Origin of the sequence: Streptococcus sp. 27098_8_22, assembly GCF_041432415.1 — a bacterium.
GTDB lineage: Bacteria > Bacillota > Bacilli > Lactobacillales > Streptococcaceae > Streptococcus > Streptococcus pseudopneumoniae_M.
Map to the genome: position 1 here is coordinate 86605 of NZ_JAPVZP010000006.1, position 20008 is coordinate 106612.

Sequence of the window (20008 nt, forward strand, 5' to 3'; positions counted from 1 at the left end):
CTCTCGCTTTTTTATGACTAATAAGTCTTTGACACGATGGCTGAATTGACTTTTGACACAAACTGTATTTTCTCTATTCTCAAGCTCAACCAGCCATCGGACTTGTTGAAACTTCTCAGGACTGAAACTAGGAAACCAAGACTTGGTCTATCGATTTCGGTCCCCAATCTTTTTATTTTAATCGATAGGTTTTTCTTGGTTTCTTTTTAGGCACTCGTTTGAGCCCAACTTCTTCTACATATTCACCGTATTTAACTAGAAAGTTATTGCTGACGATTGGTCGTCCTGGGTTGATGAGATTGACTAATTCGGTTCCTTCATAGACAGTGAATTCCTCCTCTAGCAGATAGAGGAAGGTCGGATTCCAGTCAAGACGTCCTTGAATTCGTTTAATAGACTCTTGGATAATGGCATAGTGGTCAAAGGCGAAGGCTCGCTCCCCCAGCTCTAGTCCCTCTAGGAAGCACTTGCCCGTCTGAAAATCGACATCGACAAAAACCACATCCTTGGCATCATCTCCAGCTTGAACGAGATCAAGTGCGCGGCTAGGTAGATACACCAAATGGGCGATAGTAACCGTCCAGCCCCGTGGATCACGACCTGGAGTAGATACTGTCATCAACTGCTCGATTTTTTCCAAAGGAAGGTCGAGGTTAACCTCCTCTCTCACTTCACGCTGACAAGCATGCCTTGCATCTTCGCTCTTATCCATAAAACCACCGACCAAAGCCAAACAGTTTTGATAAGGATGGGCCTTGCGACGAATTAGCAAAAGTTTGATTTTCCCTTCCACAAAGCAATAAGCTACCATATCCACCGTCACGCTTGGTTTTTCATACTGAGGAAGATCCTGTTTGCAGTACCAGTCTAAAAATTCCTTCTCAGTCGCATGAATCTCAAAATATTCTCTCTCTGTCATTCCAGCCGGGATTATCGTTTCAGTCATCTTATCCCTCCTTGACAGCCTTAGTCCATTGGTACCAACCGACTAGACTATTGAGGGTGTAGACCCAGTACATTCCTTGGATATGGATATTTTCACCCCACCAGAGGTAGATACTAAAGAGATTGGTTGCAATCCAGAAAATCCATTGCTCACGGTAAAGACGTGTCATCAAGAGTTGACCAACACCATTGGTCGCGTCGGTAACACTATCACGGAATGGGCGAGCGCTATGGATACTTTGGTAAGCCAAACCCATGCCAATCCAGATGAGAGCTGTCAAGGCCAAGTACTTAAGCCAATCAATCAGACCGAGTTTCTTAGCTTCAAAGTGAGACTCCTCTGGTTTCCCTTGTTCATTGATCCGATTAGACAACCAAGTATAGAGACCAATAGGCTGCATGACAAAGAAATAAACTGTTGTCAAAACTTCACCGTAGAAAGTAGCATTCATAGCTAGGACCAAATAGATTGCAGAGTTAATAGCACCAAAAAGGTAGTTACTAGCTCGACCTTCAGCTACTAAGATAACGCAGACAATCCCTGTCCAAGAAGCCAAGAGACCAATCCAGTCATGACTTTCTGTGTTTTGTGTAAACTCCAGAATAAGAGGAACACTCGATAAAACAATCAAATAGAGCCACTGGAAAAGACTACGTCCTACAAAGAGGTCTTTCCAAAGCAAACGCATAACTCCTGCAAAACCAATTTTACGAGCTTCTGCGTGAACATTTTTAAAGTTTTCAATAAATCGTGTGATTTTTTCAGTTATTTTTTTCATTTTCTTCTCCTAATCTGCTTGGTAAATGGCATCAATAGCTACTTTTGCTGCTTCATAATTTCCTAGATAGTCATCAGCTAAATAAACATGAGGGATATTGGCTAGATATTGCTCCCTCATCATATCCAAATGCTGAGAAAAACTATGACGGATATGGTCTTCTGCCATGGTCATGTCGCGAAAACCATCATTGACATAAGAGCCAACAGGTTGCACAAAGAGGATTAAATCCCACTTTTCCTTGGCTAAGATGGAAACAAAGAGATTATCAAAGGTCTCTCCGGATAAGTCCTCCTGCTCTTCGCTTTCCATGTAGTAATCGTAGTAGCCCTTAGTTACCAAAGAGTTTGTATCTGCAATGACTAGGCCTCGATTGGCATTGCTATCGATTAACTTGGAAGTTTGGTCATATTGCCCCAAAAGAAGGTAATAATAATCTTTTGGGGTAAGCTCATCATCTCGAACATTATTTTTTATCTGATACTCACGAGCATACTCCAGACTGACTGGCGCATCATAAAAGCGAGCTAAATCCTTGGCTAGAGTTGTTTTACCATTACTAGCACTTCCCATAATCAACACTTTTTTCGTAAACTGACGGCGGAAAGGTTGAGCGATATATTTCCAATATTTGCTTGGATTTTCTCGAATCATGGTAGCCGAAATTCCAAAGTTTCTTTCCTGTAGAACAGTCTCAAAACCACGTTCTGACAATTCTTGTTGGTATTCGGACTCTCCTACAAAAAAGATTAGTTCCTCACCAGTCTGGTCATAGGAAATGGCCTGCAACATCTGATCCAACCACTCCTGCCAGCCCATTGGATAGCGTGGAATATTGCTTTCGTCAAGTTTACAAACAGAGGTCAACTCATCATCTCGAAATGCTTCACGAATATAGCGAAACCTCTTTTGTAGTGTAAGTCCAACCTGTTCACCACGATCTCCCTTATAACCTGAAACTACCACCCATACAGCATCGCATTGTCGTTTTGCTCTTTGGATTAAATCAATATGCCCCTGATGCAAGGGAGCAAAGGTTCCAAAAACCACTGCTATCTTTTTTTTCAAGTCTTTTCAACCTTTTTATAATTTTTTATATTTTATATCGTACTATTCCTTCTATTGTTTGTCAACACTTTTTTATTATTTTTTATAAAAACATTGCTACATGATAAGAATTTTTTACTTGATATGCAAAACCTGATCAGGAGAATTCTGTTTTAAAATCCTTAAAATAAATGCACAATCCAAGTAGCTATTTGGGCAATAACTTTTCAAAAAAGAGGCTGAAACAATCTGTTCCAACCTCACAATTTTAAACAATCTCAAATTTTAATTGACCAGCTTTGACACCAATCTTCAGAGTCTTACCAGCTTCCAATTCACCTTTTAGGAGAAGTTCTGCTAGTTTGTCTTCTACTTCTGTTTGCAAAGTTCTGCGTAGTGGGCGAGCCCCCATCTCTGGATCATAGCCTTGCTGAGCTAGGAGTTTAAGGGCAGATGCTTGGAGTTTCAAGTCAATTCCTTTTTCTGCCAGGCTTGCAATCAATGGTTTGACCATAATCTTAACTACTTCTTGCATATCTTGACTTGACAAGCTATGGAAGACTACCTTCTCATCAATACGGTTGATAAACTCTGGACGATAAGCCTTTTTCAGCTCTTCAAACATCCGTTTTTCCATATTTTCTTGGTCAAAACGAATATCCTTAGCTCCAAATCCGACTGTTTTATCATCACGAAGGGCTGTTGCACCAAGGTTTGAAGTCATGATGATGATGGTATTGGAGAAGTCAACCTTGCGACCCTTACTGTCTGTCAAGACACCATCATCCAAGACCTGCAAGAGTACATTAAAGATGTCTGGGTGCGCCTTTTCTACTTCGTCAAAGAGAAGTACTGAGTACGGTTTATTGCGAACCTTCTCGGTCAACTCTCCGCCTTCTTCGTAACCTACATAACCTGGAGGAGCTCCGTTAAGACGGCTGGCTGCGAATTTCTCCATGTATTCACTCATGTCAAAGCGGATAAGAGCAGACTCATCATCAAAGAGAACTTCCGCCAAGGCCTTAGCCAACTCGGTCTTACCAACACCTGTTGGTCCTAGGAACATAAAGGATCCAATTGGACGTTTGTTATTGCGAATACCCGATTGATTTCGACGAATGGCACGACTGATACTAGACACAGCTTGCTCCTGCCCGATAACACGTTTATGCAGTTCAGCTTCAAGATTGAGATACTTCTTGGCATCCGTTTGGGTCAATTTCTGAACTGGAATACCTGACAAGCGACTCAAGGTGGTCAAAATATCTGATTCTGTCACCAAGTCTTTATAAACAGGTACTTCCTGCTCTTTTGCAATGAGTTGAGCAGCTTGCTTCCATTTACCATCCATCAAGGCCTTGTCAGCTGGAGATAGACCTGACTCGTCTGCTTTCACATGCTTCGATTTGTTTTGCACTGTTGCAGCTGCTTCGTCCAATAGATCAATGGCTGAGTCTGGCAAATGACGACTCGTCAAATAACGATGTGCCATTTTGACAGCTGTTTCTACTGCATCGTCTGTGATTTGGACATGGTGGTGTTTCTCGTAAGTTGCTTTCAAGCCCTGCAAAATAGCCATACTATCTGCTAAACTTGGCTCCTCAATCATCACTTTTGCAAAGCGACGAGAAAGGGCTGCGTCTTTTTCGATGTGCTTTTGATACTCTTCCTGAGTGGTCGCACCGACAGTTCTCAGAGTTCCACGTGCCAAGGCAGGTTTCAAGATATTGGCCGCATCCAAGGTCGAATCGATCCCACTTCCTGATCCCATAATGGTATGAAGCTCATCGATAAATAGGATGACCTTTCCATCTTCCTCAATATCTTTGATGATATTGTTCATACGTTCTTCAAAATCACCACGGAAGCGAGTTCCCGCAACCACATTCATCAAATCAAGTTCTAAAACTCGCATCTTAGCCATTTCATCAGGTACATCCCCGTTGGCAATACGTTGCGCAAGGCCAAGTGCTAGAGCGGTTTTACCAACACCCGCATCTCCAACTAGAACTGGATTGTTTTTAGTTTTTCGACTCAGAATTTGAATCATACGAGAGATTTCTTGGTCGCGCCCGATGACTGGTTCCAATTTACCTGAACGAGCTTGCTCCGTAAGGTCATGCGTATAATCTTCCAAACCACCACTTGGAGTTTGAGGCATGCCCATCATATTTGCCATGGAATTTTGCTTATCCGCTACCGTACGATGACGCTGGCGAAGGGCCTTCAAATCTTCTCTAGTCCAACCAGCACGCGCTTCAAGACTACGACGAAGTCCAGCAATCTTGACTTGATCCTTCTGATCTTCGTAAGAAAAGCCCGCTTTTTCCAGAATTCGAGTAGCTAAGGCATTGCCATCATGTAAGATAGCATAAAGAAGGTGCTCTGTTCCCAATACCTTGGCATGCACAACAGAAGCAACGTGCTCTGCTTCCAACAACAATACCTTCAAACGGTGGGAAAAAGGAAGCTCCTGATAATTTTCCTTATCGCTATACTTTGTTTCAGTCAGCTCTACAGCAACTTCCTCCAGACGATCAATCTCATATGGAAATTCGTTTAAAGTCGCCCCAGCTACACTGTAACTATGATTGGCCATAGCAATCAATAGGTGCCAAGACTCTAGGTATTCTGCCCCAAAATGACTGGCGACCAGAAAGGCACTTTCTATACATTCTTTCAATGCTTTTGAATATTTCATTTAGTTCTATTTTCCTTTTCTATCTACCTCTTGTAATAACTGCCGAAGCATATTGGCACGGATAAGATTGGCATCATCGCCTAAAACTCGGTCTGTCGCCATCGCTAATAATAGATTCATCTCCTGACGGGTCACCAAATCCTGCTCAAACAAGAGTCTTAAAACATCTTCAAAGATAGCTATGCTAACTTCTTCACCTACCGAATACAGTAAATCTCGAAGCATATCATGATGGTTGGAAAATTCAATTCGACCAATGCGAATATAACCTCCGCCACCTCGCTTACTTTCAACCAAGTAGCCTCTACTTTCCGTAAAGCGTGTCTTGATCACATAGTTAATCTGACTAGGAACAACCTGAAAAGTATCTGCTAACTGACTCCGTTGCAACTCCACAATACCAGATTGATCTAAAATTGCCTTGATGTAGGCCTCAATATGATCCGATGTATTTTTAAATCTCATTACAAACCCACCTCTTTCTTTAAACCTTGACTATCTTTGACTATTATACCGAATTTTTCGATTTTTTAAAAGAAAAAGGGGCTGGTAATGAACAATCCTCACCAACTCCCTGTCTTTCTAATTATTTAATCCCAATTCCGCTAAGATTTGGCGTTTATAAGCAATTTTTTGAACTTCCTTGTCTTCGGTTTCAGACCAGTCGAGTTTGACTTCAGAGACGATCTGACCAGGCCTATTTTTCAAGATATAGATACGGTCACTAAGATTAAGGGCCTCCTCGATACTATGCGTAATGATGAGTGTCGTCAGGCCTAGCTGTTTGTGAATCTCCAAATACCAGGCGTGGAGCTCCATCTTAGTCATCTCATCCAAGGCACTAAAGGCCTCATCTAGAAGAAAGAGCTTATGTCCAAAAAGATAGGTACGAAGTAAGGCCACACGCTGGCGCATCCCACCACTAAGCTCATGAGGATACTTGTCCCGTATTGCCGTCAACTGAAAGGTAGCAAGGATTTCATCTGCTTTCGCAACAGCTTCTGCCTTATCCACCTTTTGGATCAAGAGGGGCAAAATGATATTGCCAAGTACCGTCTTGTGTTCCAAGAGCAGATCCTTTTGTAGCATATAGCTCACGTGCCCCTTGAGATTTTCCTCCCCATCAAGCACAATTCTACCTGACTGGACTTCTAAAATGCCTGCAATCAGGTTAAAGAGGGTAGTCTTCCCTACACCACTGGGGCCTAGGATAGAGACAACTTCACCTGAAGTCACTTGTAGGTTAATATCCTCTAAAATCTTTTCATCATCGTAGGCATAGCTTACATGTTCTAGTCTAATTTCTGTCATTATTTTACAAATTCGTTGGTAAATCCTTTATCTGTCAAGTCTTCCTTGAGAATCCCATTTTCTTTATCCCATTTGTAGAAGGCATTCCAGCGATCCGCATCAAATTGTCCCCATTTTTCCTTGTCGCTTGCATATTCTTTTGACAAGTATTTTTGAGATTCGATGACAAAATCACGCTTATCTTTGAGTTCTGGGGCATTCTTGATCAGGATATCTGCAGCTTCTTCTGGGTGCTCCATAGCGTATTGGTAACCTTTTTTGATAGCTTGGATGACTTTACGAGCTTCTTCCTTATTATCTTTCAAATAATCATTGTTAGCGATGATAACTGGTGAGTAGTAGTCAAACTCTTTGACGTAGTCTTTCAAATACATAAAGTTGGCATCCACTCCTTGAGATTTAGCAAGAATACCGTCCCAACCATAATAAATCCAAGCAGAGTCAAAAACGCCATTGGCAATCGGAGTGATCGAGTTTGAATCGTTGTTTGGTACTTTTTCAACCTTGTCAAAGTCTCCACCTTGAGATTCTACCAAGGTTTTCAACATAGCAAGTTCTGTTGGGTCATTCCAAGTTCCATATTTCTTCCCAACCAAGTCTTTAGGACTATTGATATTGTCAGACTTACGAGAGATAATTCCTGATGTATTGTGTTCTACAATCGCTGCAACGGCAGTAATTCCTGCCCCTTTTTCCAATTTCTTAGCCATGTAATCTTGGAAATAAATAGCAAACGGTGCCTTGCCATTGATAACCAAGTCAGACGAGCTTTCTTCTGGTGGCAATTTCAAATCAACATCCACTCCAGCTTCTTTGAAATAACCTTTTTCTTTGGCTACATAAAGCCCTGTGTGGTTGGTATTGGGTGTCCAATCCAGGATAAAGTCAATTTTTTTGAGTTCTGCTTCTTTGTTATCCTTAGAAGCAGTTCCTTGGCCGCAAGCCACAAGCACGACAGCTAGAAGAGCTGTTACAATCGTTAAAAACACTTTCCATGTTTTCTTCATTTTTATTTCCTCTTTTCTTTTTCCAAAACGCTTCTTTTAAGTACGTTTCCATTTAATCACATATTTTTCACTGATATCGACTAGCTTCATACCCAGAAGACTGATCAGTGATACCAGAATAATAATCGCGAACATGGTATCATACTGAAACAGTTTTTTGGACTGAATCATGTAGACACCTAGTCCTTCAAAGCCTCCCAACCACTCAGATACCACTGTTGTGATAAAGGCGTAGGAAACACTGACCCTAAGCCCTGCATAAAAGTAAGGCAGGCTGACAGGGATTTTAAAATGCCACAGGATTTGCCAAGGATTGGCTCGCATCAGACTAAACAAGGTCAGCATATCCTTGTCACAATGCCTAAAACCATCTAAAATACTGACGATGATAGGGAAGGTCGTCGTCAAGATAATCAATACAATCTTGGGCAAGATTCCATAACCCAACCATAAAACTAGGATAGGGGCTATGGCAATGGTCGGTATGGTCTGGACAACTACCATCATGGGGTAAATCAGGTCATTGAGCCAACTCAGACTATCCATAAGGACGGCCATGATACAGGCAATCAAGACACCCAGCACCAAACCTAGTAAAGCTACTCTCAAGGTTGCCCAACTATGGTACCAAAGAAATTCTCTGTCACGAACAAAAGACTGGAGGATCTCAAGAGGAGTTGGCAGGATAAACTTGGGGAGAAGTTTAAGCAAACCTGCTAGCTGCCAGACCGACAAGACTCCTAGAAAACCCAATAGACTAATGTGTCGTCTCAGTATACTTTTCAAGTTTCTCATCAATACTTAGAATCTCTCCTACATTTATTTTGACATTGGCAAAGACATTATCTGCCTCCTGCCCGGCCACTTTCAGCGCTTCTTTGAGAATGCGCATAAGTTGATCAAAGTCTCCCTCTAAGACCGTTTCAAAGGGTGTCACCACCATGGTCACGGACTGAGCTTGCAGATAAGCAATAACCTGATCGATAATAGCGATCCGGTTAACCCCCTGCGATAGGGGTAAGACTTGTAAAGCAATGCTTGCTTTCATTAAATCCTCCTTCTAAGTTACAGTTTTTCTTTGTAAAAAAGAAAAACCTCTTTCATATATGAAAAAGGTGCAAAATTAGGCCAAGTATCGTTCCCTACGCTGGCATTACCCAGATCAGGTGCGGTCGAAGTTTAACACTTCCTCTCAGACTGTACACAGACTCCCATATATTATATGGACATATGATAACGCAAAACAAACAAGATGTCAAGGAAACTGCTTACAGAAAAAGAGACGGCAAACCGTCTCTTTCTCTAATTATACAGATGAACTAGCTCTTTCAATTAAAGCATAGGGGCGAATAACTGAGCTACTTCTTTGATTAATGTTTGATACCAAGTAGGCTTGATTGTTCCAGGAAAAATTTCTTGCGACTCTTCAAAAATTTCTTCAAAATCATTGCGAATAGTTGCAATGGACGGTGTTTCATACAATAAAACTGCATTTTCATAGTGGTGAACCAAGCTGCGATAATCAAGGTTTATGGTTCCAACAACCGCAAATCGATCATCAACAATCATTTGCTTACTATGGATAAAACCAGGAGTATACTCATAGATACGTACACCAGCAGACAAAAGATCAGGATAAGACCCTCGAGTTACTAACTGGATGAGCTTTTTATCTGGGATAAATGGAGTTATAATTCTCACATCTACACCTCGCATGGCTGCATTTTTTATATCCTCTGTCAAATCATAATCAATAATGAGATAAGGCGTGGTGATATAGACAAAATCTTCCGCTTGATTAATCAGATTTTGATAGACGATTTTACCCACCTTCATTTTATAGATAGGCTTAGGGCCACTTCCATACGGGATACAAAGACCACCACCTGGTCGTGTCTGATTTTCCAAATGATACTGATCAAAATCACTAATTTCTCCACGGTTGATGTACCAGTTCATGAGAAATAGTCTGGTAAAGGCTTGAGTCGCCGGACCGTCTATCCGAATCCCACTATCTTTCCAGTGTCCAAAACGTTCAATCTGATTGATGTATTCGTCTGCAAGGTTGATCCCACCAGTATAGGAAATCTGCCCATCAATGACTAATATTTTTCGGTGGTCACGGTTATTATAGGCCACTGTCATACGAGGAATCACCTTATTAAACTTATGAGCATCAATCTCTTTAGAACGCAAATGAACGGTATAATCCCCAGGCAAAGTCACCATACAACCAATATCATCGTAGAGCATCTTGACCTCGACTCCCTGAGCAGCTTTTTCTTCAAGAATTTCAAGCATACTATCCCACATCAAACCTTCGTCGACAATGTAGTATTCTAGAAAAATAAATTTTTCAGCCCTCTTCAGATCCTCCAGCATCTGTTGCCACATTTCTTTTCCATTAGCAAAGAATTGTGAGTCTGTATGGTCATAAACCTCTGCATTACTATCCATATGTAGCAAGGCATTGATGATCCCGTAGGCAGATTTATCTGTTTCCTGCAACTGCAGATGGAGTTGGTGCCCCTGATTCTCATGAAAGGCAATAGAATTCAACTCTTGGAGTTGTTTCTGTTCTTTTTTTGATAGTCTTCTCTCACCGAACATGAGATAAAGCAGTGGACCAAATACCGGCACAAAGGTCACAATCAACCAAGTCACTTTGCTTTCAGGTGTCATCGAACGATTCACAATCGCTATAACAGTTGCAACGCTGATCAAAAATACAAGAGTCACCCAAATAATCGGAGCAATCTGGCTCATGTAAAGAATAATTCCGAAAACAAGAAATAATTCTATCAAAATAATCGCAATACTAAAGCCATACTTGGACATCAATAATCGAAATTTTCTTATTCCCATCTCTCCCTCTCAATTTCTAAGTATACTCCCTAATATACCGTCTGAAAACGCTTGTTACCTTCTAGTATACTTAGTTTCATAAAACTTATCAAGTTTTTTCTGTATAGGCCGATGGTTCTATCTATAAAATCAATCATGACCACTCGTCTAACGGGTGGTTTGAACCAGGGCTACAAGCCCAAATCACCAGCCAGCGCCTAAAGACGCTGGCTTTCACGTTGTTCAAGCCTCATTGCTCTTGACTCGTCACTTGCCTCTTAAAGAGGCGTGAGTATTACTTACCACTATCCCTAAAGGGATCCTCATATTCTTTTTCACTCAATTTATCTAGTGCTATATCATGCTTTTCCTGATCTTGAATATATTTCTTAATTGTGGCTTCATTAAGCCCTACTGTACTCACATAGTAACCTTCTGCCCAGAAATGCCGATTCCCAAACTTGTACTTGAGATTAGCGTGTTTGTCAAACATCATGAGTGCACTTTTACCTTTTAAATAACCCATGAAACTTGAAACACTTATCCTCGGTGGATTACTGACTAACATATGTACATGATCAGGCATTAAATGGCCCTCGATAATCTCAACACCTTTATAACTACATAATCGGCGGAATATTTCTCCCAAACTACTTCGATATTGATTATAGATCACTTTTCGTCTATACTTAGGGGTGAACACAATGTGATACTTACAATGCCACTTTGTGTGCGATAAACTATGAGCCTTTTGTGCCATATTTTTCTCCTTTCGCTTTACAATTGGCTTGAACACCTTTATTGTATCGCGTTTGGAGTTTTTTGGGTATATCCTTCGACGCGCACCCGCATAGCGGGTGGTTTTTTTGTCTCGCACCTAACGGAGCGAGACGGACTGAAAGTCACATAATTAAAAGAGCAGGCCTCGTATCTAGGCCTGCTCCTATTTTACAATTTCAAAGCCAACATATTGACCGTCATACCAGCTGCAGTTCCCATCAAGAAGATGGTATCTCCTTCTTTTACATAGCCATGATCGAGTGCATAGGCTAAACCAAAAGGTACCGCAACTGAAACCATATTCCCATAATCCGTAACGAGATTAAGGTATTTGTCTTCGTCTACACCCAGTTTTCCCATGACCAAAGGAAGAGCGCGACTAGCTTGGTGGGGAATAATATAGTCTACAGCATCTTTAAAAATACCAGATTTCTCTTGGAATTCTTGGAACATTTCTGGGATGACACGAGCAGAAAGCAAGAGAATTTTCTTGCCTTTCATATCAAACATAAAGTTTGTCTTGGTGTCTTCAGCATATTCCTTGGGTTGATAAGAAGTCAAGCCTCCACGAATCTCTGTATCGTGAGCCCCCTCTGACCAAGTACGTTGAAGGCTTGCTATCACTCCCTTATCCTTATCACTTGATTGGAAAATGAAGGCAGCCGCTCCATCACTAAAGAGTTCATAACTTTCTTTTTGCTTTGGATTAAGACCCAAGCTACCAACTTCACTAGATACAATCAAAACACGACGGTATTCTCCAGCTTCAATCAAGTACGACATAGTCGAAAGAGCTGAAATAAAACTTGTACAAGTTGTATTAATATCCATAGCCGGGATAGAGAGCCCTTTTGCCACGCGCTCATGGATCAAGGCTGCTGTACAAGGAATCGGCTGAACACCTACCGCACTAGCTGATACCAGGCAATCAATGTCTTTCATACTCAAATTTGCATTTTCAAGTGCACGCTGAATCGCTGCTTCTGCCAAATCTAGCTGTGTTTCTCCATTTTCAACCACACGATAACGGGTCTGGTCTTTAAATTTCACCGTATTTTTTGGAAGGCATACTCCATAGCCTGCGATTTCTAGATGTCTTTTTACTTCTGTCATAATCTTTTGTCCTTTCATAAACGTTGGATACGTTTGAGCTTACGACTTGTATCCCAGTGATAATCAGAAAATTGTATTTCAGCTTCTTTAAACTCTTTTTGTTGCGCCAAGAGTTGGAACTGCTCTGTAATCGCTGTTTCAACTTGCTCATCCCTTCGACTCAGACAAACTTCTACTAACTTCTCGGAATGTTGTTTGACTTGATAATCTCCAACATTCTCCACAAAGAGAATGCAACGTCTGATAAAGTCAGGATAAATCGTTACCTGACCTCCATATTGTCCATCAAAATAGAAGATGTCGTCAGAACGCCCTTCGACCTTGTCAATCCTTGTGTAATGAGATCCACATGAACAAGGTTTAGGATTCTCAACCAAGATATCGTTGAGCTGGTAGCGATAAACAGGCTGACTGCTCCGCTTAAAATCAGTAATGACTGGATAAAAACGTCGGTTATCCAAGTAGTGTTTTTCCACAAAAATGATATCTTCATTGAGATGAAGATTTCCAGCAGAGCAAGTACAGGCTAAGAAACCTTCCGTTGCTTGATATACTTGGTCAATAATCGGCAACTCAAAAGCGTTCAAAATTCGCTCTTTATCACTATCTTCCAAGATTTCAGCTACTGAAACGATTTTTTGTGGGTGAATGACTAACTCCCCATCTTTTAGACGCTTGCTCAATTCAATTAACATAGAAGCAGGTGCCACCACAATGGTCGGTTGGTAGCTATTGAGACGCTCGATATGCTCATCTGTATTCTTGAAAATATCAAAGTACTCTAAACGAATAAGTGCCGTATTGATGGTCTGATAGAGTTCATTATCCGCTCTGAGGAAAAAGGCTATGCGGTGCCCAAAAAGTTGGCCCTTGGGCAACATCTTTGCCAAGATAGCTGCTGCCCACATACTTCTCTCTTTTTCAGTTGTGATAAAGAGTCCCCGGTGCCCAGATGTTCCAGAAGACAACCCAACAGCTATTTCTCCCTTAAGCTCTGTAAAATTCCTGGTCTTTTCACTTTCGATTGCCAAAGCCAAGGCCTCGTCTCGATCCACTCCTTGGGTGTTAAGCTCATTGAAATGGGCCATCATAAAAGATTTGTCCATATGGTCAAAGTCACTAGGTACACCATTTTTAAAATAAGGTGACTCACGTTTGAGAAAGTCCATATAGCTAGCCAGTTGCTTCTTCTGATAGTTTTCTAATGCTTCTCGAGATCTAAAGTTATGAAGCCAGCGAGTTTGGATAAAAGTTTTAAGAAAGGTTACTTTTTTCATACAAAATCCGCTCAATCCTTTCTACAGGGTCATGGCTAACTAGCACTTCTATTCCATCCTTTAAAACCTCTTCCAAGAGCTCTGTTCCTCTGATATAGTCAGCCTTACTATCTTGCACCAAGGAAGGAATCAGATGCATCTGTTTAGTGTAAGGTAAGAGGTCAATTCCCCAACAAAGGTCGGCTGCAATAAAGAGATGATAATCTGGAATAAAGAGACAAGCTTCCCCCTTGGCATGCCCATCTATCGAAGCTACAAGGATACTTCCGTCTCCAAAAAGATCGATGGTAGGGCGATACTTAAAGTTAGCATTTTGCTGATCCGCCTTAATAACAGTCAACCTTTCCTCAAAAGTAGTCGGCAAAAATTCTTTAAAAATTAAATCTTTTAGTTTGGGTTTCTTGTAAACATCATACACTTCCTGGGTTAGAATAAAGGTTGCGTTTGGAAAGAAGCTAGCCCCTCCTAAATGATCTGGATGTAGATGAGACAGCAGGACAAAATTAATTTCTTCTGGTTTAATTCCTTTAGCCTTCAGCAAATGCGAAATCTGATCCTGCTCTGTCATTTGAACGGGCGTCCCCAAGCGATATAAAGCATATCTTAGTTTTGTCTTAATATTGTAGTGATAGCCAGTATCATAAAGTACATAGCCCTTATCCCTATGTTTAATCAAAAAGACGCCTGCTGGGAAAATCATCTTTCTATTCTTGACACCTTTAAAGAGCAAACCGGCATAACTCGTACAATATCCCGCTGGGAAATACTCAATGCTTTCGATAATCTTGGACATATTGTTCAATCCCTTCTGAAATACTAATTTTCGGACGATACCCCAATTCCCTCTCAGCCTTGCTAATATCTAGAGTTTGACTATAACGAAGTAGATAATAGGTATATCGTGTTAAAGGTGGTTCCCCTTTCAGATTCAAAGACTTGTAAAGAAACTCTAAACTACTTGCAATCCCTGCTAATAGAGATGCTGGAATTTTTCTATATTTGATTGGGTAACCCAAACCTTTCAAACTTTCCTCTAGCAAATCCCTAAAAGCCCTCGGTTCGCCATTAGTAATGTTATAGACCTCACCTTTTGCTTCTGGTACTTCTAAGGCTAAACGAATTGCGAGAGCAACATTTTCCACGCAAGTCATGTCCATGAGCTGACGCCCATCTCCAATTAAAGGAATACCAATTTTTTGACTAAGATTGATCACCCGTGGCAAAATGCTGGTATCTCCAATCCCAAACAGTCCCCTAGGCCTCAAGATAATACTAGGAACATCTGGATAATCCTTAAAGAGTCTCTCCGAAGCCAATTTACTACGGATATAGTTATTGAGATTATTTTCCTCTGGAGCATCACTTTCTTTGATTCCTAGTTGATCTTTTGGAGCAGCATAGATACTTGGCGAAGAAACATAGACTAAGCGCTGCATACCTGTTTGGCGACATGCCTCAAGAACATATTTAGTTCCTAAAACATTGGTCTGATAAAAATCATCCCATGGCCCCCAAATAGTTGACAGGGCTCCCGCATGAACGACCAAATCCATCCCCTTGCAAGCCTCTAGCACATCATCAGCTTTGGTCAAATCACCCTGAAAAAAACTAACCGAAGAATTCTCTAAAGAGCGACCAACCTTACTGTTTCTACCAAAAGCTCGAACCAGATAGCCATGCTCGACTAATTCTTCTACTACATATTTACCCAAGAAACCAGTGGCTCCTGTAACCAATACTTTTTTCATCATTCTTTCTCCTTATCTGCTAACAGACGGTGGATTTCGCTTTCCAAAATTTCTGTTGGATGATAGGATTGTGCAGCCTGGCGTAAAATTTCTAATTCTGACCAATCTTCTTTAGCAATTAATTTTTCAAAAGCCTGCCCAATCTCCTTGCTATTATCTCTTTTAGCTGTGAAAGCAACACCCGCTTCCACACCACGAACGGCATAATCAAATTGGTCGTAATCATGAGGCAAAATCAAAGCTGGTTTACCATAAATGATACACTGATAAAAAATCCCAGCTCCACCATGATGAATCACATAATCCATCTGAGGAATGTATTCTTTGTAAGGAAGATAAGAAACAAGGGACAGATTCTCCATCAGATTCTCACACTGAAAAGGTTCTCCACCAACTCCACGAGTCACAAAAAAGTGAAAATCAGGATGCGCTTTGGCTAGTTGCTTCGCTTGAAAGATTAGATTATCTTTGGCCCATGCCAGTTGTGTCCCACAAGTTACCAAAACCTTTTTTCGATTAGGGAAAACCGACAAATCTAATGGATAATCCTCTCCAGCCTCTACTGAAGCACCTGAAGGTCCCACCCATTTATAGTGTTTTGGGAATCCTTTTTTTAACTCTACTTCTTTCATCCCTATACCAAGGATTGAATATGGAGAATAAATAGTCTCTTGGTCTTTCTGATTGTAAAGTTTAAAATGATAACGCCTTAAGCGGTCTCGTAATAATAAAGTTACTATCCGTTTCCCCAAATGAGTTATTTTTCTTCCAAGAAACTGTTCTAAAACCTGCCAGCTATTCTGGGGAGTCCCCATTCCTCCAAAGAAACAAGGAGGTCCCCCTGTCGTTTCAATCGCAAACTGGGTCGCCATAGTTGTTATCCACGGAATCCCCATCTGCTCAGCTACAAGGCCACCAGACAGAGTTATAAAATCAGCAATAACAATATCTGGACGATTCTTTTGCCACACTTTCATTAATTGATCAGAAACTAAATTAATTAAATCAATACTAGCAGAAAGTTGATGATAGGCTGATAAAATCCCTAATTGTTCAGAGTTATTTGCTGCTTTTTCGAACTCCTCAACGTGGCCTTCTAGTATAGTAACTACATTAAAACCTGCAGCCTCAGCAACAGTTTTTTTCTGGGGGCCTGTAAATAAACGTATCTCATACTGAGGATTGTCTAATAGAGGTAGTAATAAATTCATAGTTGGATACAAATGACCACTTAAAGGGACAACTACAACATCGATTTTAATTTTCTTCATAATCCTAGCATATCAAATTTTCAAAAAAAGAACTATCACGAGGATAGTTCTTCTTAAATATTATTGGCTTTAAATCATAGGAATAGTATTTGATTCCCTAATACATTATTTAAATATTCGGGAGGAATTCGTAATGTAAGAATCTTAAATTTACTATCCCTAAAAAAATTCAAAAGTAGCTTTGCTTAGAACAATTCCTTATAGAAAGCAATGGTTTCTTCCAAAGTTGGCATGAATGGATTACCTGGTGCACAAGCATCAATCAAGGCATTCTTAGAAAGGTATTCAAAGTCAAAGTCTTTTTCTTCGATACCAAGTTCTGTCAATTTCTTAGGAATACCGACAGTTTCAGAAAGTTTTTCAATTTCAGAAATAGCATAAGCCGCACATTCCTCATCTGATTTTCCTTCGATTTGCATACCCAAGGCCTTAGCAACATTACGGAAGGCTACAGGTACACGTTTGGCATTTTCACGCTCAACGACTGGCAAAAGCATAGCACAGCAAACGCCATGAGGCAAGTTATAGACAGCACCCAATTGGTGAGCCATTGAGTGAACATAGCCGAGTCCAGCATTGTTAAAGCTCATTCCTCCAAGGAAGATAGCATTAACCATACCTTCACGAGCTTCGATGTCGTGTCCGTTTTCTACTGCACGTGGAAGATATTCTTTGATCAGCTCGATAGCTCCGATAGAGAGTTTCTTAGTCACATCATAAGCACCTGGTGTTACCAAAGCTTCAACAGCGTGAGTAAGAGCATCCATACCAGTAGCAGCAGTCAAAGCTTGAGGTTTTGAAACCATCAATTCAGGGTCATTCACAGAGATAAGAGCAAGACTGTTCTTATCAACCATTACCATTTTAACCTTACGTTCTTCATCAGTGATAACGTAGTTGATAGTAATTTCTGCTGATGTACCTGCAGTAGTATTGATAGCTACAACAGGAAGGCCTTTTTGAGCAGACTTATGCAAACCTTCATAATCCTGTGGCTTACCGCCATTAGTAGCGATTACAGAAATACAGCTAGCTGCATCCTGTGGAGAGCCACCACCGACAGAGATGATAAAGTCACAGTTATGCTCTTTCAAAGCAGCGACCCCATCCATGACATTTTTACAAGTAGGGTTAGGTTCAACATCACTAAAGATAACGTAATCAATCCCTTCATCATCTAAAGGTTTTAAAATTTTTGGCAAGATATCACTTGATTCGATATACTTATCTGTCACCAAAAGAGCCTTAGTATAGCCCAACTCCTTAACATAAGGACCAACTTCATTTACCACACCTTTACCAATAAGGTTAACTGCTGGAACGTAAAATGTTGCCATATTTTTTCCTCCTTGCGTCTTTCACGCTATATATTTAAGTTAATTATATAATATACTTTCTATTTTTTCAAATATTTGTGATTTTTTTAACACATTTTCATAAGAAAAAAGTCCCATATGACCTATAATGAAAAGCGACAAAACAACTCATTAGAAAGATTCATATGGAACCATTACATTTTATCACAAAACTACTCGAAATCAAAGACCAAAGCATCAAGATTCTAGATATCATCAATATGGTTACTCACAAGGACATCATCGCTAAACTGGATTACAATGCCACATCTTGTCCGGATTGCGAAAGTCAAATGAAGTAATTGGACAGTCTGCGAGTTCGTAAAACAGATAAAATTGACGCTGAAAAGTTGGCTAAATCTCAGCTTGTGCACAATCGTAAACCAACTTGCGTGCAGGAAGAAATTTATCAACACCTGCCTGATTTAAGCCGTTTCTATCAAAATATGACTGAAGATCTTGTTCGAGCTAAAAACCGTCTACACAAGGTCTTACAAGTCACCTTTCCTGAATGGGAAAATCTCTTATCCACACCAACTGGAGAACAATATTGGAACTTAGTGATGGCTTTCCCATACAAAGAGTTTGTATTAAGCCTATCTCAAAGTGACTTGTGTGAGATTATCCGTCAATCTACTTCCAAACGCATCTCTGAAAAGCGTATTGCTTACCTGACTGATAAACTTATAAAACTCGCTAAACAATCTTTTTGTGCGGTCAAGAAAACCTCTCCAATGCTTGAAGAGGTTCGTTACTATGCCCAAGAATGGCTTCGTCTTTCTGAACGCAGACAAGTTGTCTTAAACGACATGGTAGCTCTAGCTCAGCCTTTACCAGAGTATGATATCTTACGGTTAATTCCTGGCATCGCAGAAACCACAGCGACATCTATCATTGGCGAATTGGGAGATATTCGTCGCTTTCAGTCTACCAATCAAATCAACGCTTTTATTGGCATTGACCTGAGGCACTATGAATCTGGGAACTTTCTCACTAAGGGACACATCACTAAACGAGGTAATCCCTATGCCAGAAAAATCTTGTTCAAGTGTATTCACAACATCGCTTCAGCTAGTCATACCAATCCCTGCCATATCGCTGACTTTTATGAGAAACGAAAAAGACAATCGACAATAGCTTCAACTAAGCCACATACGATTGCCTCTATACATCGGCTCATTCGAACAATGTATTACCTCTACTCTTTGACCCAAAATCGATAAGGCTGTCTATGCCGTATTATTGTAACACCTTGTTTCAAAAAATACCAGATGAGGTGTTTTTTAGCATGCCCTTTTATGGATCAAAAAGTGTTAAAAATAAGACAGTAACCTCAGAATAGCTACTATCTTATCTCTTTTTTTACTTAAAACCTTGATAGACTTGACAAATAGTAGAAAAGAGCCAAATTTTATTGAAAAAACAGTCATAACAAACAAAAAAAGAACAACCAGTGTTCTTACTATTGTAATATCAATCGGGAAGACAGGATTCGAACCTGCGACACCTTGGTCCCAAACCAAGTACTCTACCAAGCTGAGCTACTTCCCGAGTTAAATAGAAAAAATGCACCCTAGAGGAGTCGAACCTCTAACCGCCTGATTCGTAGTCAGGTACTCTATCCAGTTGAGCTAAGGGTGCTCTTTATATGCCGAGGACCGGAATCGAACCGGTACGATCGTTACCAATCGCAGGATTTTAAGTCCTGTGCGTCTGCCAGTTCCGCCACCCCGGCCTCTCTAAGCGAACGACGGGATTCGAACCCGCGACCCCCACCTTGGCAAGGTGGTGTTCTACCACTGAACTACGTTCGCATCGACCTCTTGGTTA

Annotated in this window: 17 protein-coding genes, 4 tRNA genes and 2 pseudogenes; 2 read left to right on the top strand and 21 right to left on the bottom strand. The window is 40.7% G+C overall.

Going from position 1 to position 20008, the window contains the following annotated elements; all coding sequences use genetic code 11:
• Positions 1 to 172: 172 nt before the first annotated feature.
• The 17 genes from O3633_RS07645 to O3633_RS07725 form a co-directional block, all read right to left on the bottom strand.
• Positions 173 to 946 (bottom strand): NUDIX domain-containing protein, encoded by a 774-nt coding sequence (locus O3633_RS07645; RefSeq protein ID WP_049529882.1) that lies wholly within the window; start codon positions 944 to 946, stop codon positions 173 to 175.
• Between the two features lies 1 nt (position 947).
• Positions 948 to 1724: a nicotinamide riboside transporter PnuC gene (gene pnuC / locus O3633_RS07650; protein ID WP_371620895.1), complete on the bottom strand. Its 777-nt coding sequence runs from the start codon at positions 1722 to 1724 to the stop codon at positions 948 to 950.
• A 9-nt stretch (positions 1725 to 1733) separates the two neighbouring features.
• Positions 1734 to 2792, bottom strand: a complete 1059-nt coding sequence (locus O3633_RS07655) for an AAA family ATPase (RefSeq protein WP_371620896.1) — start codon at positions 2790 to 2792, stop codon at positions 1734 to 1736.
• Positions 2793 to 3039: 247 nt separating this feature from the next.
• The gene (locus tag O3633_RS07660; protein ID WP_371620897.1) at positions 3040 to 5472 is read right to left on the bottom strand and encodes an ATP-dependent Clp protease ATP-binding subunit; all 2433 of its coding nucleotides are present in this window, start codon (positions 5470 to 5472) and stop codon (positions 3040 to 3042) included.
• Positions 5473 to 5478: 6 nt separating this feature from the next.
• Positions 5479 to 5937 carry a CtsR family transcriptional regulator gene (locus O3633_RS07665; protein WP_049529886.1) on the bottom strand — a complete coding sequence of 153 codons (459 nt, stop codon included), beginning with the start codon at positions 5935 to 5937 and terminating at the stop codon, positions 5479 to 5481.
• A 117-nt stretch (positions 5938 to 6054) separates the two neighbouring features.
• Positions 6055 to 6783 carry an ABC transporter ATP-binding protein gene (locus O3633_RS07670; RefSeq protein ID WP_049529887.1) on the bottom strand — a complete coding sequence of 243 codons (729 nt, stop codon included), beginning with the start codon at positions 6781 to 6783 and terminating at the stop codon, positions 6055 to 6057.
• Positions 6783 to 7790: an ABC transporter substrate-binding protein gene (locus tag O3633_RS07675; RefSeq protein WP_049529888.1), complete on the bottom strand. Its 1008-nt coding sequence runs from the start codon at positions 7788 to 7790 to the stop codon at positions 6783 to 6785. Before O3633_RS07675 ends, O3633_RS07670 begins: the two co-directional genes overlap by 1 nt.
• 36 nt (positions 7791 to 7826) lie before the next feature.
• Positions 7827 to 8585: an ABC transporter permease gene (locus O3633_RS07680; protein WP_080982612.1), complete on the bottom strand. Its 759-nt coding sequence runs from the start codon at positions 8583 to 8585 to the stop codon at positions 7827 to 7829.
• The gene (locus O3633_RS07685) at positions 8548 to 8838 is read right to left on the bottom strand and encodes a thiamine-binding protein (RefSeq protein ID WP_049529889.1); all 291 of its coding nucleotides are present in this window, start codon (positions 8836 to 8838) and stop codon (positions 8548 to 8550) included. The genes O3633_RS07680 and O3633_RS07685 overlap by 38 nt, the downstream gene beginning before the upstream one ends.
• 284 nt (positions 8839 to 9122) lie before the next feature.
• Complete coding sequence (gene cls / locus O3633_RS07690) at positions 9123 to 10655, bottom strand: cardiolipin synthase (protein WP_371620898.1); 1533 nt, start codon at positions 10653 to 10655, stop codon at positions 9123 to 9125.
• Positions 10656 to 10929: 274 nt separating this feature from the next.
• Positions 10930 to 11394 (bottom strand): IS200/IS605 family transposase, encoded by a 465-nt coding sequence (gene tnpA, locus O3633_RS07695; RefSeq protein WP_049529891.1) that lies wholly within the window; start codon positions 11392 to 11394, stop codon positions 10930 to 10932.
• 188 nt (positions 11395 to 11582) lie between these two features.
• Positions 11583 to 12527 carry a 3-oxoacyl-[acyl-carrier-protein] synthase III C-terminal domain-containing protein gene (locus tag O3633_RS07700; RefSeq protein ID WP_371620899.1) on the bottom strand — a complete coding sequence of 315 codons (945 nt, stop codon included), beginning with the start codon at positions 12525 to 12527 and terminating at the stop codon, positions 11583 to 11585.
• A 14-nt stretch (positions 12528 to 12541) separates the two neighbouring features.
• Positions 12542 to 13804 carry a F390 synthetase-related protein gene (locus O3633_RS07705; RefSeq protein WP_371620900.1) on the bottom strand — a complete coding sequence of 421 codons (1263 nt, stop codon included), beginning with the start codon at positions 13802 to 13804 and terminating at the stop codon, positions 12542 to 12544.
• Complete coding sequence (locus O3633_RS07710) at positions 13782 to 14597, bottom strand: MBL fold metallo-hydrolase (protein ID WP_371620901.1); 816 nt, start codon at positions 14595 to 14597, stop codon at positions 13782 to 13784. Before O3633_RS07710 ends, O3633_RS07705 begins: the two co-directional genes overlap by 23 nt.
• The gene (locus tag O3633_RS07715; RefSeq protein ID WP_371620905.1) at positions 14572 to 15552 is read right to left on the bottom strand and encodes an NAD-dependent epimerase/dehydratase family protein; all 981 of its coding nucleotides are present in this window, start codon (positions 15550 to 15552) and stop codon (positions 14572 to 14574) included. The genes O3633_RS07710 and O3633_RS07715 overlap by 26 nt, the downstream gene beginning before the upstream one ends.
• A complete protein-coding gene (locus O3633_RS07720; RefSeq protein WP_371620902.1) occupies positions 15552 to 16823 on the bottom strand; it encodes a glycosyltransferase in 1272 nt (423 codons plus the stop codon). Before O3633_RS07720 ends, O3633_RS07715 begins: the two co-directional genes overlap by 1 nt.
• A 185-nt stretch (positions 16824 to 17008) precedes the next feature.
• Positions 17009 to 18160 carry an iron-containing alcohol dehydrogenase gene (locus O3633_RS07725; protein WP_371620903.1) on the bottom strand — a complete coding sequence of 384 codons (1152 nt, stop codon included), beginning with the start codon at positions 18158 to 18160 and terminating at the stop codon, positions 17009 to 17011.
• A gap of 164 nt (positions 18161 to 18324) precedes the next feature.
• On the opposite strand from O3633_RS07725, the pseudogene O3633_RS07730 reads away from it, so the two are divergent.
• Positions 18325 to 18477: pseudogene (locus O3633_RS07730) on the top strand (ISL3 family transposase); the annotation flags it as partial.
• A 3-nt stretch (positions 18478 to 18480) separates the two neighbouring features.
• Positions 18481 to 19401 (top strand): annotated as a pseudogene (locus tag O3633_RS07735) (IS110 family RNA-guided transposase); the annotation flags it as partial.
• Between the two features lie 254 nt (positions 19402 to 19655).
• On the opposite strand, the gene O3633_RS07740 reads toward O3633_RS07735, so the two are convergent.
• The 4 genes from O3633_RS07740 to O3633_RS07755 all read right to left on the bottom strand — a co-directional run bounded on the left by O3633_RS07740 (position 19656) and on the right by O3633_RS07755 (position 19992).
• A tRNA-Pro gene (locus tag O3633_RS07740) sits at positions 19656 to 19729 on the bottom strand.
• A 16-nt stretch (positions 19730 to 19745) separates the two neighbouring features.
• Positions 19746 to 19819, bottom strand: a tRNA-Arg gene (locus O3633_RS07745).
• A gap of 8 nt (positions 19820 to 19827) precedes the next feature.
• Positions 19828 to 19913: transfer RNA gene (locus O3633_RS07750), tRNA-Leu, on the bottom strand.
• 7 nt (positions 19914 to 19920) lie between these two features.
• Positions 19921 to 19992 (bottom strand) — tRNA-Gly (locus O3633_RS07755).
• Positions 19993 to 20008 lie beyond the last annotated feature (16 nt).

Coding starts and splice junctions, on each gene's coding strand:
- O3633_RS07705 (WP_371620900.1), bottom strand. CDS start 13,804: ATGAAAAAAGTAACCTTTCTTAAAACTTTTATCCAAACTCGCTGGCTT.
- O3633_RS07725 (WP_371620903.1), bottom strand. CDS start 18,160: ATGGCAACATTTTACGTTCCAGCAGTTAACCTTATTGGTAAAGGTGTG.
- O3633_RS07715 (WP_371620905.1), bottom strand. CDS start 15,552: ATGAAAAAAGTATTGGTTACAGGAGCCACTGGTTTCTTGGGTAAATAT.
- O3633_RS07675 (WP_049529888.1), bottom strand. CDS start 7,790: ATGAAGAAAACATGGAAAGTGTTTTTAACGATTGTAACAGCTCTTCTA.
- O3633_RS07700 (WP_371620899.1), bottom strand. CDS start 12,527: ATGACAGAAGTAAAAAGACATCTAGAAATCGCAGGCTATGGAGTATGC.
- O3633_RS07710 (WP_371620901.1), bottom strand. CDS start 14,597: ATGTCCAAGATTATCGAAAGCATTGAGTATTTCCCAGCGGGATATTGT.
- O3633_RS07670 (WP_049529887.1), bottom strand. CDS start 6,783: ATGACAGAAATTAGACTAGAACATGTAAGCTATGCCTACGATGATGAA.
- O3633_RS07660 (WP_371620897.1), bottom strand. CDS start 5,472: ATGAAATATTCAAAAGCATTGAAAGAATGTATAGAAAGTGCCTTTCTG.
- O3633_RS07720 (WP_371620902.1), bottom strand. CDS start 16,823: ATGAAGAAAATTAAAATCGATGTTGTAGTTGTCCCTTTAAGTGGTCAT.
- cls (WP_371620898.1), bottom strand. CDS start 10,655: ATGGGAATAAGAAAATTTCGATTATTGATGTCCAAGTATGGCTTTAGT.
- O3633_RS07680 (WP_080982612.1), bottom strand. CDS start 8,585: ATGAGAAACTTGAAAAGTATACTGAGACGACACATTAGTCTATTGGGT.
- tnpA (WP_049529891.1), bottom strand. CDS start 11,394: ATGGCACAAAAGGCTCATAGTTTATCGCACACAAAGTGGCATTGTAAG.
- O3633_RS07685 (WP_049529889.1), bottom strand. CDS start 8,838: ATGAAAGCAAGCATTGCTTTACAAGTCTTACCCCTATCGCAGGGGGTT.
- O3633_RS07665 (WP_049529886.1), bottom strand. CDS start 5,937: ATGAGATTTAAAAATACATCGGATCATATTGAGGCCTACATCAAGGCA.
- O3633_RS07645 (WP_049529882.1), bottom strand. CDS start 946: ATGACTGAAACGATAATCCCGGCTGGAATGACAGAGAGAGAATATTTT.
- pnuC (WP_371620895.1), bottom strand. CDS start 1,724: ATGAAAAAAATAACTGAAAAAATCACACGATTTATTGAAAACTTTAAA.